General features: G+C 60.6%; 11 protein-coding genes and 2 tRNA genes. 7 read left to right on the plus strand and 6 right to left on the minus strand.

The genetic code is table 11. From position 1 onward, the window contains the following. Positions 1-14: 14 nt before the first annotated feature. Positions 15-90 (minus strand) — tRNA-His (locus tag HRH33_RS17240). Between the two features lie 32 nt (positions 91-122). After that, positions 123-199, minus strand: a tRNA-Arg gene (locus tag HRH33_RS17245). A gap of 275 nt (positions 200-474) precedes the next feature. Here HRH33_RS17245 and folD point away from each other — a divergent pair. Beyond that, positions 475-1,329 carry a bifunctional methylenetetrahydrofolate dehydrogenase/methenyltetrahydrofolate cyclohydrolase FolD gene (gene folD / locus HRH33_RS17250; RefSeq protein ID WP_034098858.1) on the plus strand — a complete coding sequence of 285 codons (855 nt, stop codon included), beginning with the start codon at positions 475-477 and terminating at the stop codon, positions 1,327-1,329. 207 nt (positions 1,330-1,536) lie between these two features. Then, positions 1,537-2,460: a D-alanyl-D-alanine endopeptidase gene (pbpG, locus tag HRH33_RS17255; protein WP_034114272.1), complete on the plus strand. Its 924-nt coding sequence runs from the start codon at positions 1,537-1,539 to the stop codon at positions 2,458-2,460. A gap of 48 nt (positions 2,461-2,508) precedes the next feature. Here the strand turns inward: pbpG and HRH33_RS17260 are convergent, their stop codons facing one another. After that, positions 2,509-3,171: a peptidase C39 family protein gene (locus tag HRH33_RS17260; protein WP_052198982.1), complete on the minus strand. Its 663-nt coding sequence runs from the start codon at positions 3,169-3,171 to the stop codon at positions 2,509-2,511. Positions 3,172-3,358: 187 nt separating this feature from the next. On the opposite strand from HRH33_RS17260, the gene HRH33_RS17265 reads away from it, so the two are divergent. Continuing rightward, positions 3,359-3,511 (plus strand): hypothetical protein, encoded by a 153-nt coding sequence (locus tag HRH33_RS17265; protein WP_167389900.1) that lies wholly within the window; start codon positions 3,359-3,361, stop codon positions 3,509-3,511. Here HRH33_RS17265 and HRH33_RS17270 read toward each other — a convergent pair. Next, a complete protein-coding gene (locus HRH33_RS17270) occupies positions 3,508-3,918 on the minus strand; it encodes a PA0061/PA0062 family lipoprotein (RefSeq protein WP_167417727.1) in 411 nt (136 codons plus the stop codon). The two genes, HRH33_RS17265 and HRH33_RS17270, sit on opposite strands and share 4 nt — an antisense overlap. 193 nt (positions 3,919-4,111) lie before the next feature. Here HRH33_RS17270 and HRH33_RS17275 point away from each other — a divergent pair, with 193 nt between their 5' ends. The 4 genes from HRH33_RS17275 to HRH33_RS17290 all read left to right on the plus strand — a co-directional run bounded on the left by HRH33_RS17275 (position 4,112) and on the right by HRH33_RS17290 (position 11,160). After that, a complete protein-coding gene (locus HRH33_RS17275; RefSeq protein ID WP_167417726.1) occupies positions 4,112-7,333 on the plus strand; it encodes an efflux RND transporter permease subunit in 3,222 nt (1,073 codons plus the stop codon). Beyond that, on the plus strand, positions 7,323-8,489 hold the full coding sequence (locus tag HRH33_RS17280) for an efflux RND transporter periplasmic adaptor subunit (protein ID WP_167417725.1): 1,167 nt from the start codon (positions 7,323-7,325) through the stop codon (positions 8,487-8,489). Before HRH33_RS17275 ends, HRH33_RS17280 begins: the two co-directional genes overlap by 11 nt. After that, positions 8,473-9,891: an efflux transporter outer membrane subunit gene (locus HRH33_RS17285; protein WP_094066499.1), complete on the plus strand. Its 1,419-nt coding sequence runs from the start codon at positions 8,473-8,475 to the stop codon at positions 9,889-9,891. The genes HRH33_RS17280 and HRH33_RS17285 overlap by 17 nt, the downstream gene beginning before the upstream one ends. A gap of 810 nt (positions 9,892-10,701) precedes the next feature. Further along, positions 10,702-11,160: an REP-associated tyrosine transposase gene (locus HRH33_RS17290; RefSeq protein WP_034098871.1), complete on the plus strand. Its 459-nt coding sequence runs from the start codon at positions 10,702-10,704 to the stop codon at positions 11,158-11,160. Positions 11,161-11,221: 61 nt separating this feature from the next. Here the strand turns inward: HRH33_RS17290 and HRH33_RS17295 are convergent, their stop codons facing one another. Both HRH33_RS17295 and HRH33_RS17300 read right to left on the minus strand, forming a co-directional pair. Next, positions 11,222-12,505, minus strand: a complete 1,284-nt coding sequence (locus HRH33_RS17295) for a Zn-dependent hydrolase (RefSeq protein WP_167417908.1) — start codon at positions 12,503-12,505, stop codon at positions 11,222-11,224. A 24-nt stretch (positions 12,506-12,529) separates the two neighbouring features. After that, the gene (locus HRH33_RS17300) at positions 12,530-14,017 is read right to left on the minus strand and encodes an NCS1 family nucleobase:cation symporter-1 (RefSeq protein WP_167417909.1); all 1,488 of its coding nucleotides are present in this window, start codon (positions 14,015-14,017) and stop codon (positions 12,530-12,532) included. Positions 14,018-14,388 lie beyond the last annotated feature (371 nt).

Genomic DNA, 14,388 nt, shown 5'->3' on the forward strand with positions numbered 1-14,388 from the left:
CGCCTTTCAAAATATGGGGTGGACGAAGGGGATCGAACCCTCGACAACGGGAGTCACAATCCCGTGCTCTACCAACTGAGCTACGCCCACCATATAGCGCTACTTGTGCCAAAGCTGCCTAATGGCGCACCCGGCAGGACTCGAACCTGCGACCATCCGCTTAGAAGGCGGATGCTCTATCCAGCTGAGCTACGGGCGCCTTATTAATCTGTACTCTTGGAGGATTACAAACTAAATGCTTCCAGCCTTACAGAACAGTGATTCTGCTTGACCTTCTTAACCAGTGCTAGGCTGTGCCCGACAAGTGCGACGAATAGTATAGAGCGCTCTGAAACCCGTCAAATCTTTTTTGAAAAAAATTCATTTTATTTAAGGAGTTAGGGCAATTTGCAGACCAAGCGCCTTTGCCCTCACGTCTTGGCGTGCGAGAATGCGCGCACTTTTCTTCCCCCTCTCGATGGTTAATCACGCGTAATGACTGCACAACTTATCGACGGCAAATCAATCGCCGCCAGCCTGCGCCAGCAGATCGCCAAACGGGTCGCAGAGCGCAGCCAGCAAGGCCTGCGCACACCGGGACTCGCGGTGATCCTGGTCGGCAGCGATCCTGCGTCTCAGGTTTATGTCTCGCACAAGCGTAAAGACTGTGAAGAGGTCGGCTTTATTTCCAAGGCCTACGACCTGCCCGCGCAGACCACCCAGCAGGCCCTGACCGACCTGATCGACAGCCTCAACGAGGACCCGACGATAGACGGTGTGCTACTGCAACTGCCCCTGCCGGATCACCTGGACGCGTCCAAATTGCTTGAGCGCATTCGCCCGGACAAGGACGTCGACGGTTTCCATCCTTATAACGTCGGGCGCCTGGCACAGCGCATCCCGCTGCTGCGCCCCTGCACCCCCAAAGGCATCATGACCCTGCTGGAAAGCACCGGTGTCGACCTGTACGGTCTCGATGCAGTGGTGGTGGGCGCGTCGAACATCGTCGGTCGCCCGATGGCCATGGAGCTGTTGCTGGCCGGCTGCACCGTGACTGTGACCCATCGTTTCACCAAGGACCTCGCCGGCCACGTCGGACGCGCCGACCTGGTGGTGGTTGCCGCCGGCAAGCCGGGCCTGGTCAAAGGTGAGTGGATCAAAGAGGGTGCAATCGTTATCGACGTCGGCATCAATCGCCAGGAAGACGGCAAGCTGGTGGGCGACGTAGTCTACGACACCGCACTGCCCCGCGCCGGCTGGATCACGCCGGTGCCAGGCGGCGTCGGCCCGATGACTCGCGCCTGCCTGCTGGAAAATACCCTGTACGCCGCGGAAACCCTGCACGATTAATAACCGCATGTACTGAAGAAGCCCCGCCTTATCGCGGGGCTTTTTATTAGCCGGAATAAAACCTGTTTTTTCTTTGTTTTTAAGCACTTTCGTCTGGTTCTGTAAGAACATTCGACAGTTTCTGATCCATACTCCTAAAATGTAACGCCATTTATCAAAAACCCGTTTTCCTAACGGTATTTCTTACTTTTTAGCGAGTTCATCCGCGTGAAAATTCGTCTTTCCATCATCAGCCTATTTTTCGCATTCACAGGGACTATCGCGCATGCCGCCGAAACCGCCCTGGCGCCCCGCGATCCTTCCAAACTGCAAATCGCTTCCGGCAGCGCCATGCTGGTCGACTTGCAAACCAACAAAGTCATCTATGCCAGCAACCCCGACGTGGTGGTGCCCATTGCGTCTGTAAGCAAGCTGATGACCGGTCTGATCGTCCTCGAAGCCAAGCAAAACATGGACGAGTACATCGATATCAACATCACCGATACGCCAGAAATGAAAGGTGTGTTCTCCCGCGTGAAGATCGGCAGCGAAATGCCGCGCAAAGAAATGCTGCTGATCGCGCTGATGTCCTCGGAAAACCGTGCCGCCGCCAGCCTGGCCCACCACTATCCGGGCGGCTATTCGGCGTTTATCGCGGCGATGAACGCCAAGGCCAAGGCCCTCGGCATGACCAGCACCCACTATGTCGAACCCACTGGCCTGTCGATCCACAACGTATCCACCGCTCGCGACTTGAGCAAGCTGTTGGCCGCTGCGCGCAAGTACCCGATGTTGAGCCAGTTGAGCACCACCAAGGAAAAGACCGTAGCCTTCCGCAAGCCCAACTACACCCTGGGTTTCTCCAACACTGACCATCTGATCAACCGCGCCAACTGGGATATCAAGCTGACCAAGACCGGCTTCACCAACCAAGCCGGCCATTGCCTGGTGCTGGTGACCAGCATGGGCAACCGACCGGTGTCGCTGGTGATCCTCGATGCTTTCGGCAAGTACACCCACTTCGCCGACGCCAGCCGTATCCGCAGTTGGGTCGAGACCGGCAAGGGCGGCGCGGTGCCGGATGTCGCGTTGCGCTACAAAGCCGACAAAAACCTGAAAAACCGCGCGAATGCCGCCGAGGTCCGGCGCTGAATAACACCGAAGAACCGATGGGAGGGGCTCTGCGCCCTGCCCCCATTGTTATCGGTGATCCGCCAAGACTTTAAGCGCCTGCGCTGCCGCCCGCTCCTGCCCGGCTTGGGCCGTGGCATCGGCCGCCTCGCGCCAGCGCTGCGCATCCACATTGGCCGGCAACTGGCTCGGGCGCTGGGTGAGGATCGCCCAATGTCCGGCACTGGCCCATTTCGATTCAAAATCGCTGAAGCTCATCAATAGCCGCCGGTCCATGCCCGAGCGCAGTAACACCGTGCTCTTTTGCTGATTGAAGCCCACCACCACGACATACCGCGCGTCGGACCAGAGCCCGCCGCCGAGGCGTGCCATCACCGGATAACCCGCGGCCACCTGCGCCAGCACGGCGGTCAACTTGGCCTCCAACGGGTACACCATCAGCCCATATTCGCGCGCCAATTGCGGCATCGTGCGCTCCAGGTTTGCCTCGCCGCCAGGCAAATGCAGCGGTTTATCCAGCAGCCCCGGTGTCATCACAATGCCTTGTTGCGACAGCATGCTGGCTAATGCAGCAGGGCCGCTTTGATAGACCTCGCTGCGAAAGGTCGGCACGCCATTGAGTTCGACCCGCTCAGGCAGGCCCGCTAGTTTTGAGGGGTGCCCGGCACACGCGGTGAGCCCCAGGGTGAAGGCCAGCAGCAGGGACGTTGGAAGATTCGACCGTAACCGCACTTTTCCACTCTCTTGATCAGACGTCGGTGAGGGCGCTGATCATAGCCCAATCACGTTTCTGTTGGGCCTGGATATAGCGAACTCGTTGGACAGACACGACCATTGGTCAATAGCAGGCAACCGCCAGGTAGCTAGACTGTCCATTGAGAAGACTGTGTGTGCCCCCTGCGGGGCGAAGGAGGCCCAAATGAGCCTTGCAACGACGATTTTCCTGTTGATCTGCGGTTGGCTGGCGGTAGCCGGCGCCATGTTGTGGGGGGTGTTGCGCATTACCCGCCGGCACCATCACCCCCACGTCAAACCCGCTAAGCCTCACAAAGCGGTGGTGCGTCACGCTTAACCAGGCATGCAATTGAAGTCCTGTGCCGTCGCCACTTCGTGACCTTGTGCATCCTTTAGGGTGGCGCGTACGGTCATCCCCAGGCTGGACTCCACCAAGGTGTAGTGCTCGCCCGCCTTGAAATGCTTGTAATGGACACGACCCTGGCAGTCTTGCTGATTGTCGTCACCGGGTTCGTCCTCGAACAGCGTCACGTCCAAGCGATGGTCCCCCGGTGTCACCTCGAAGAAGCGTCCGTCGTCCACGCGCTTGCCGTCTACACGTTCGGCCAGCAGGTCATTGGGCGCCTCCTCTTTAAGGCCGATCCAGGCCTCGCTCGGGTCCGCCTTGGGCATCGGCCCGGCACAGGCCGATAACAGCAATACGGCGCTCAGGGCGGGGATCAATAAAAACGGTTTGAGTGACATGGCAGCGCTCCTTGGATCGTACATTCGATGGGCTACAAGCTTGAGCAGCCGCTACGCCTGAAACAAATGAAAGCCTATGAAACGATCTTCAGCGCTTACCTAAATGTTCCTTCACCTGGCTGAAAGGTGCGTGTTAGGTGGGTCGGGCAAGACTGCCGGGGTTTGCAATCCTTGCTCTGTTGGAGATCCACGCATGCTCGGGCTGGTAAAGACCGCACTGCACAAGCCGTACACGTTTATCGTGCTGGCCATATTCATTTGCATCATCGGGCCGATGGCGGCCCTGCGCACACCCACCGATGTTTTTCCGGATATCGGCATTCCCGTAGTGGCTGTGGTCTGGCAATACAACGGTCTGTCGCCGGATGCCATGGCCGGTCGGGTGATCTACACCTACGAACGTTCCCTGAGCACCACCGTCAACGACATTGAACACATCGAGTCGCAATCGCTGCCCGGCATGGGCATCGTCAAGATTTTCTTCCAGCCTGGCGTGGATATCCGCACCGCCAACGCCCAGGTCACGGCGGTATCACAAACCGTGCTCAAGCAGATGCCGCCCGGCATCACGCCGCCGCTGATCCTCAACTACAGCGCCTCCACCGTGCCCATCCTGCAAATGGCGTTTTCCAGCCCGACACTGTCGGAAGCCAAGATCCGCGACCTGGTGCAGAACAATATCCGCCTGCCCCTCAGCGCCCTGCCCGGCCTGGCGATGCCGACCCCGATGGGCGGCAAGCAACGCCAGATCACCCTCGACCTCGACCCTCAGGCGCTGGCCGCCAAGGGCTTGTCGGCCCAGGACGTGGGCACGGCGCTGGCCTTGCAGAATCAAATCATTCCGGTAGGCACCGCCAAACTCGGCACCGACGAATACACAATCCTGCTCAATAACAGCCCCAAGGCCATCGATGAGCTGAACAACCTGCCGATCAAGACCGTCGACGGTGCGCTGATTACCATCGGCCAGGTCGCCCATGTGCGCGACGGTTCGCCGCCGCAGACCAATATCGTGCGCGTCGACGGCCATCGTGCGGTGCTGATGCCGGCGCTGAAAAACGGCAGTATCTCCACCCTGTCGATCATCGACGGCATCCGCCAGATGTTGCCGCGCATCGACGAAACCCTGCCACCGTCACTCAAGACTTCGCTGCTGGGCGACGCCTCGGTGTTCGTCAAGCAATCGGTGGGCAGTGTCGCCCAGGAAGGCATCATTGCTGCGCTGCTGACCAGCGCGATGATCCTGCTGTTCCTTGGCAGTTGGCGCTCCACGCTGATCATTGCGGTATCGATCCCCCTGGCCGTGCTGTCAGCCATTGCGCTGCTGGCGGTTACCGGGCAAACCCTCAACGTCATGACCTTAGGCGGGCTGGCGTTGGCGGTGGGGATCCTGGTGGACGACGCCACGGTGACCATCGAAAACATCAATTGGCACCTGGAACAAGGCAAGGCGGTGAAGGCTGCGATTCTTGATGGCGCCGCGCAAATCGTCGGCCCGGCGTTCGTCTCGCTGCTGTGCATCTGCATCGTGTTCGTGCCGATGTTTCTGCTGCAAGGCATCGCCGGTTATCTGTTCCGGCCGATGGCATTGGCGGTGATTTTTGCCATGGCCAGTTCGTTCATTCTGTCGCGCACCCTGGTGCCGACGCTGGCGATGTTTCTGCTCAAACCGCACACACCGGAACAGGGCGCAGGGCACCATCCCGAAGACGAATTCATCAACCACCATGAGGGCGAGCAGCACCAGAAGCCACGCAATGTCGCGCTGCAGGCCGTGCTGAATTTCCAACAAGGTTTCGAGCGCCACTTCTCGAATATCCGCGACACCTACCATGGTTTGCTGACACTGGCCCTGGGCAACCGCAAGCGCTTTATCGTGGGTTTTCTCGCCTGTGTACTCGCCTCGTTCCTGCTGTTGCCCAGCCTGGGCCAGGACTTTTTCCCGGCAACCGATGAGGGTGCGCTGGCCCTGCACGTGCGCCTGCCGCTGGGTACGCGCATCGAAGAAAGCGCCGCCGCCTTCGACCGCATCGAAGCGCGGATTCGCGAAATCATTCCCGCCGAAGAGCTGGACACCGTCGTCGACAATATCGGCATTCCGCTGAGCGGCATCGATATGGCCTATAGCAGCAGCGGCACCATCGGGCCGCAGGATGGCGATATCCAAGTCACCCTGAAAAAACACCACGCGCCCACCGCCGACTATGTGAAAAAACTGCGTGAAGCCTTGCCGCAAAGCTTTCCCGGCAGCCACTTCGCATTCCTGCCGGCGGACATCAGCAGCCAGATCCTCAACTTCGGCGCGCCGGCGCCCCTGGACGTAAAAATCTCCGGGCGCAACGACGCCGAAAACCGCGCTTACGCGCTGGAGCTGGAACGCCGCCTGCAACACGTTCCGGGCATCGCCGATCTGCGCATCCAACAGTCCACCGGCTACCCATCGTTACAGGTCAATGTCGACCGCCTGCGCGCCAACGGCCTGGGCATTACCGAGCGCGACGTAACCAACAGCATGGTCGCATCACTGGCCGGCAGTTCGCAGATTGCGCCGACGTTCTGGCTCAACCCGGCCAACGGTGTGTCCTATTCCATCGTCGCCGCTACCCCGCAATATCGGCTGGACAGCCTGCCGTCGCTGGAAGCCTTGCCAGTGACCGGCGCGAGCGGCCAGTCGCAGATCCTCGGCGGCGTGGCAAGCATCTCCCGCGTGCAAAGCCCGGCGGTGGTGACCCACTACAACATCGAACCGACCCTCGACCTGTACGCCAATGTGCAAGGGCGCGACCTCGGCGGCGTGGCGCGTGACGTGCAAAAGGTGCTGGACGACACCGCGTCCATGCGCCCCAAAGGCGCAACGATCAGCCTGCATGGGCAGATCGATGCGCTGCATGAAGCTTTCAGTGGGCTGAGTTTTGGCCTGCTCGGCGCGGTGGTGCTGATCTATCTGCTGACCGTGGTCAACTTCCAGTCGTGGGTCGACCCGTTCGTGATCATCACCGCCCTGCCAGCGGCCTTGGCGGGGATCGTGTGGATGCTGTTTCTCAGCGGCACCTCATTGTCGGTGCCGGCCTTGACCGGCGCGATCCTGTGCATGGGCGTGGCCACCGCCAACTCGATCCTGGTGGTGAGTTTCTGCCGGGAACGCCTGGCCGAACACGGCGATGCCTTGAAAGCCGCACTGGAGGCCGGCTACACGCGTTTCCGGCCGGTGTGCATGACCGCCTTGGCGATGATCATCGGCATGCTGCCCCTGGCCTTGTCCGAGGAGCAGAACGCGCCCCTGGGCCGCGCCGTGATCGGCGGCCTGATTCTCGCCACCACCGCCACCCTGTTGTTTGTACCCGTGGTCTTCAGCCTGGTCCACGGTCGTCACCCTACTCGCGCCACTGCTGGAGAAACGCCCCATGTCGTCTGATCAAAAACCCTCGCGCAAGCGCCTGATGCTCCTGGGTGTCGGCGGCCTGACCCTGGCCGCCCTGTTGGTCGCCAACGGCTTGCATGCCCGTACGCTGCACGCACAGTCGGTCAGCGCCTGGACCCAGGCCGCTGCCATCCCCCATGTCAGCGTATTCCAACCGCAACACAATGCCGTCGGCGACACCCTGCGCCTGCCCGCGCACCTGGAAGCCTGGAGCACCGCACCGATTCATGCACGAGTCAGCGGTTACCTGAAGGACTGGAAGGTCGACATCGGCAGCCAGGTAAAGGCCGGGCAAGTGCTGGCCGAAATCGACAGCCCCGACCTCGATCAACAACTGGCCCAGGCCCATGCGCGATTGGTTCAGGAACAGGCGAATGCACACCTGGCAGCGACCACCGCGACGCGCTGGCAAAACCTCTTGGCCAGCCATTCGGTATCGCGTCAGGAAGCCGATGAGAAAACCTCCAACGCGGCGGCGGCCAAGGCCAACGTCCAGGCCGCCGCTGCAGACGTTGCGCGGTTGTCGGCACTGCAAAGCTACAAGACCCTGCGCGCGCCGTTCGCCGGCACCATCACCGCACGCAATACCGATATCGGCCAGCTGATCAAGGCCGATACCGACAGCGATCCGGAGCTGTTCAACATTGCCGACACCCACCAGTTGCGCCTGTACGTACCGGTGCCGCAGAACTACGCCGCGGTTATCCATCCGGGCCTGGAAGCCGAGTTGAGCGTACCCGAGCACCCCGGCATGCACTTCAAGGCGCGGTTGATCGGCGACTCCACCGCCATCGATCGGCGTTCCGGTACGCTGCTCGCGCAATTTGTCGCGGACAACCCCAACGGCGAACTGTTGCCCGGCGACTATGCCGAAGCCACCCTGCCGATCCCGACGGACACCCATGGCGTGAGCATCCCCGCCAGCGCCCTGATCTTCCGCGCCCAAGGCACCCAGGTGGCGATGCTGGACGGGCACAATCATGTGCACCTGCAAAGCATCCATATCGGCCTGGACCTGGGCGATCGGCTGGTGATCGACCAGGGCCTCAACGCTGCCGACCGTGTAGTGGACAACCCGCCCGACGCCCTGCGCGAAGGCGACCCGGTACAACTGGCCGCCGCCGGAGGTGCACATGCGCCCAAGGCTTAAACCGCTCGCCGCGCTGGTGCTGCTGGGCTTGCAAGGCTGCTCCATGGCGCCCGGCTATACCACGCCGGCGCTGGAGTTGCCGGCCCATTACCGCGAACAGACCAGCACAGGCCCGTGGCATAGCGCACAACCCAACGACCAACTGGCAGCGCAGTGGTGGACGCTCTACCACGACGCGACGCTGGATCACCTGCAACAGCAACTGCTCCAGGCCAACCCGGACCTGGCGGCGGCGCTCGCGCACTTCGATGCGGCCCAGGCATATGCCAGCCAACTGCACGCGGGGCTGTTCCCACAGATCAACGCCAGCGCGCAACCGTTGCGCCAGCGGCAGTCGGATTCGCGGCCGTTGCGGGGGACTACACAACCGTCGGTGTACAACAGCAATACGGCGGGTTTTTCGTTGAGTTACGACCTGGATCTCTGGGGCAGAATCCGCAACCAGGTCGCCGCCGGTGACGCCCAGGCCCAGGCGTCCGGCGACGATCTAGCAGTGGCGCGCCTGAGCCTGCAACGCCAGTTGGCAACCTTGTACGTACAGCTCAATGGGTTGGATGCCCAGGCGCGCATCCTCAACAGCTCCCTGGAGGATTTCAGCCAAGCCTTGCAACTGACCCGCAGCCGCTACGAAGGTCAGATCGCCTCGGAGTTGGACCTGACCCGCGCCCAGAACCAACTGTCCGAAGCCCGCGCTCAACTTGATGACGTACGCGGGCAACGCAACCTCATCGAACATGCGCTCGCAGAATTGATCGGTGTAGCGGCCAGTGACTTCACCCTAGCGCCCACTGCGCAACTGATTGCCCTGCCGGCAATTCCCTCGCAACTGCCCAGCCAGCTGTTGCAACGCCGCCCAGATATCGCCGCAGCAGAGCGCCGGGTGTTTGCCGCCAACGCCAACATCGGCGTGGCCAAGGCGGCGTGGTATCCGGATTTCAGCTTGACCGGCTTGATCGGCGGGCAGACCCAAGGCGTTGGCAATCTGCTCTCGGCCGGCAATCGGTATTGGGCGTTGGGGCCGTTGGTGAACCTGCCGATCCTTGACGGTGGGCGCTTGAGCGCCAACGAACGCCAGGCCAAGGCCGAGTTCGAAGAGGCATCGGCGCAGTATCGCAGCCAGGTGTTGAAGGCCGTACGCGAGGTGGAAGACAACTTGGCGCAACTGCGGGACTTGCAGCAGCAAGCGCAGGATGAACAGGCGGCGGCGGACGCGGCGCAGCATACGCAATCATTGGCGATGAACAGCTATCAGGCAGGCGCCGTGAGTTACCTGGATGTGGTCACCGCGCAAACTGAGGCGTTGCAGGCGCAGCGGACATTGCAGGCAGTGCAGACACGCCAGTTGCAGGCGAGCGTCGGCTTGATCACCGCCCTGGGCGGCGGTTGGCAGCCTGGAGCTTGACCGGGGGCAAGCACAGCTCGGTGATGTCAGTTAATGATGCTGTGAATGAAATAAAGCCATCGGGGGCAAGCCCCCTCCCACATGGGTCCCGCGCCAGCCACACAATGCATGAACTCCGCAGAACCGCATGTGGGAGAGGGCTTGCCCCTGATGGCGGTGAATCAGCTAATAAAATATCGGATTCAAGCCGCCCTCCACACTAATCCAGTGTCAGACACATAATGTATAAGCGCCGCCGAACCAATGTGGGAGGGGGCTTGCCCCCGATGGTGGTGAATCAGCTACTGAAATACCGGGCTCAAGCCGCCCTCCACACTGATCCTGTGTCAGACACATAATGTATAAGCGCCACCGAACCAATGTGGGAGGGGGCTTGCCCCCGATGGTGGTGAATCAGCTACTGAAATGAATCACACTGATCCTGTGTCAGACACAAAAAGCGCCACCGAACCAATATGGTGGTGAATCAGCTATATCGGGTCAAGCCGCCCTCCACACTGATCCAGTGTCAGACACATAATGTATAAGCGCCGCCGAACCAATGTGGGAGGGGGCTTGCCCCCGATGGCGGTGAATCAGCTACTGAAATACCGGGTTCAAGCCGCCCTCCACACTGATCCTGTGTCAGACACATAATGTATAAGCGCCGCCGAACCAATGTGGGAGGGGGCTTGCCCCCGATGGCGGTGAATCAGCTACTGAAATAGCCTGCCCCTCAGCCTCCTGATCCTTGTCAGACCAAATGTATAAGCGCCAGAACCAATGTGGGAGGGGCTCAAAATCAGCACAAATCTAAAGAGGGGCCAGGGAATGGCAGATCTACCCGCTTCACACCGCCTGCGCATAGGCCGCTTCAGCGAGCCGGGCCGCATCTACCTCATTACCACCAATACCCACGAACGCGTACCGATATTCAGCCATTTCCACCTCGGTCGCCTGGTGGTCTGGCAATTTCGCTTAGCCCAGTACCAAGGGCTGGCCAACTCTCTGGCATGGGTGATCATGCCGGACCATTTCCATTGGTTGCTTGAACTGAAAAAAGGCTCGCTGGCGGACTTGATGTGCCAGGTGAAGTCAAAAAGCACCAGGACCGTCAATGGCCTGAGTGGTCGCAAGGGCCGGCTCTGGCAAGAGAGCTTTCATGATCGGGCCCTTCGCAAGGACGATGACTTGGTAAAAATGGCCCGGTATGTGGTGGCTAATCCATTGCGAGCGGGTCTGGTCGAGCGGATTGGCGACTACCCACTGTGGGATGCGATCTGGGTTTAACGTCATGCACAGTCCAAATGTGGCAGGGGGCTTGCTCCCTCCCACATTTTTTACCCGCATTTCAAGCGGCGAGTTTGCCGCTGGCGATGGCGGCTGAAGCGGCCAGCATGGCACGCAACAACACCGCACACCCCGCCGCCAAATCATCCGGCGCGGCGTTCTCGATTTCGTTATGGCTGATGCCGCCTTCGCACGGGACGAAGATCATCCCCGCCGGGCCCAGTTCGGCGACGAAAATTGCGTCGTGCCCTGCTCCGCTGACGATGTCCATATTCGACAGGCCCAGGCCGTTCGCCGCGTTACGCACCGCCTCGACGCAACCTTTGTCGAAGTACAACGGCGGAAAGTCAGCCGTGGGTTCCATCTCGAAACTCAACCCGTGTTTGGCGCAGGTGTCTTCGATCACCTGGCGCACCTGGGCAATCATCGAGTCCAAACGCGCCGGTTCCAGGTGCCGGAAGTCCAGGGTCATGCGCACTTCACCGGGGATGACGTTGCGTGACCCCGGATAAGCCTGCAGGCAACCTACGGTGCCGCAGGCGTGGGGTTGATGCCCCAGCGCTGCCGCATTCACCGCCGCCACCACCGCTGCGGCGCCGACCAGGGCGTCCTTGCGCAGGTGCATCGGTGTCGGCCCGGCATGGGCTTCGACGCCGCGCAGTTTCAGGTCAAACCACTTTTGCCCGAGGGCGCCGAGTACCACGCCGATGGTTTTTTTCTCATCCTCCAGAATCGGCCCTTGTTCGATATGCGCCTCGAAATACGCGCCGACTTTATGCCCGCTCTCGGGACGAGTTCCCGCGTAGCCAATCGCGTTCAACGCCTCCCCCACACTGACGCCCTCCGCGTCAACCTTGGCCAGGGTATCGGCCAGGGTGAATTTCTCGGCGAACACCCCGGAGCCCATCATGCACGGCGGAAAGCGCGAGCCTTCCTCGTTAGTCCACACCACCACTTCCAGAGGCGCCTCGGTTTCGATCTTGAGGTCGTTGAGAGTACGCAGCACTTCCACGCCGGCCAGTACACCAAAGCAGCCATCGAACTTGCCGCCGGTAGGCTGGGTGTCGATATGGCTGCCGGTCATCACCGGTGGCAGGTCCGGGTTGCGCCCTGGGCGACGGGCAAAAATATTGCCGATGCCGTCGACGCTGACCGTACAGCCGGCCTCTTCGCACCACTGCACGAACAGGTCGCGGGCCTTGCGATCAAGGTCGGTAAGGGCCAGGCGACACACGCCGCCCTTGGGCGTGGCGCCCAGTTTGGCCAGGTCCATCAGCGACTGCCACAGGCGGTCACGGTTGATATGCGGGTGGGCCGATTGCAGAACGTCGAGGGCAGCGTTCATGGGGATCTCCTCAGGCTGTATTTCTTATGAATTGACTTTGATGACCACCGGGCTGGCCCCGCGCTTGGCATTCAGGCCGTAATACAACAGCCCGCCCAACGCCGAGCCGGTGAACCAGCCATAGCTGTAGAACCAGCTGAACGCATCGCTGCCCAAGGCCAGCAAGGTCAGCACCACCGGCACACCAAAGGCGATAAACCCGCTCCAGTTCCACGCCGGATACACGTCATCGCGGTACAGGCCGGCCAGGTCCAGTTGTTGTTTGCGGGTGATGAAATAGTCCACCACCATGATCCCGGCGATCGGTCCCAGCAGGCTCGAATAGCCCAGCAGCCAGTTGGAATACACGGTCTCCAGGCTCACATCCGAAACGATCAAACCGAGCTTCTTGAGCAGCTCATGGGCCATCAGCGCCAGCCCCACCAGGCCGGTGAGGATCACTGCGGTGGTGCGGTTGATCAGTTTGGGCGCGATGTTCTGGAAGTCGTTGGTGGGCGAAACAATGTTGGCCGCGGTGTTGGTGGACAGCGTGGCGATGATGATCAGCGCCATGGCAATGGCCACCCACACCGGGCTCTGGATATGGCCGATCAGCGTGACAGGATCAGACACACTCACCCCCACCAGTTTTACCGAAGCGGCAGTCATGATTACGCCGAGGGCGGCGAACAAGAACATGGTCAGCGGCAGGCCGAAAATCTGCCCGAGGATCTGGTCCTTCTGGCTCTTGGCATAGCGGCTGAAGTCGGGAATGTTCAGCGATAAGGTGGCCCAAAAGCCCACCATCGCAGTCAGGCCAGCCATAAAATAACCGGTCAGGCTCGCGCCTTCGGGGCGTTTGGGCGGGATCGCCATCAATTCGCTGATGGACACATTCGGCATCGCCCACACCAACAAGCCAATGCCCACCGCCACCAGCAGCGGCGCCGACAAGGTTTCCAGGCGCTTGATCGACTCGGCGCCGCGCAGCACCACCCACAGATTCAAGGTCCAGAACATCATGAACCCGATCACTTCACCGGTGCCGCCCAGGGCCTTCCAGCCCTCGAAAATCGAGCCCAGGAACAGGTGAATCGCCAGGCCGCCGAACATGGTCTGGATGCCGAACCAGCCGCACGCCACCAGCGCGCGAATCAGGCACGGCACGTTGGAACCGAGGATGCCGAACGAGGAACGCAGCAGCACCGGAAACGGAATGCCGTACTTAGTGCCGGGAAACGCGTTGAGGGTCAGCGGCAACAACACCACGATATTGGCCAGCAGGATCGCAATCAGCGCCTCGCCCACCGACAACCCGAAATACGCCGTCAGCACCCCACCCAGGGTGTACGTCGGCACGCAGATCGACATGCCGACCCACAGCGCGGTGATATGCCATTTGTTCCAGGTTCGTTCATGCACCTTGGTCGGTGCCATGTCGTGGTTGTAGCGAGGGCTGTCGAGGACGTCGGGGCCGGCGTCGAGTTCGTACAGGCCGTTGCGCTCAATGACTTGCGATCTGTTCTGTTGCATGGCCGCTCCACGGTTTTTTCGAATTATTGTTGCTCACCCCCTGCAACGCAGGAGATGGCCGGAGTACCTCGTAAACAATATGACATCACAGGCCCGGCCAGCCGCCACTGCACTCAATATTCGTGCCGTTGACCGCCGCTGCGCCCTCACCGCTTATATAACGTGCTGATGTTTATCAACTTTCCGATTGAGCCCCGGTTACTTGCTGCTGAATTTATTCAGGCATTACGCAAGTTGCCCGAACCAACCGGACTCAATCTGGTGCAACACAATTATTTTCATTTTTCATTCCCGTCAAGCGGCATATCTCAAGCGCCTGATTTGCAATAAGAAATGTTGCTCAGTTTGCAAACCTGTCAAGTGCGTCAAAA

It is taken from the genome of Pseudomonas rhodesiae (assembly GCF_013285305.1).
Classification (GTDB): domain Bacteria; phylum Pseudomonadota; class Gammaproteobacteria; order Pseudomonadales; family Pseudomonadaceae; genus Aquipseudomonas; species Aquipseudomonas rhodesiae.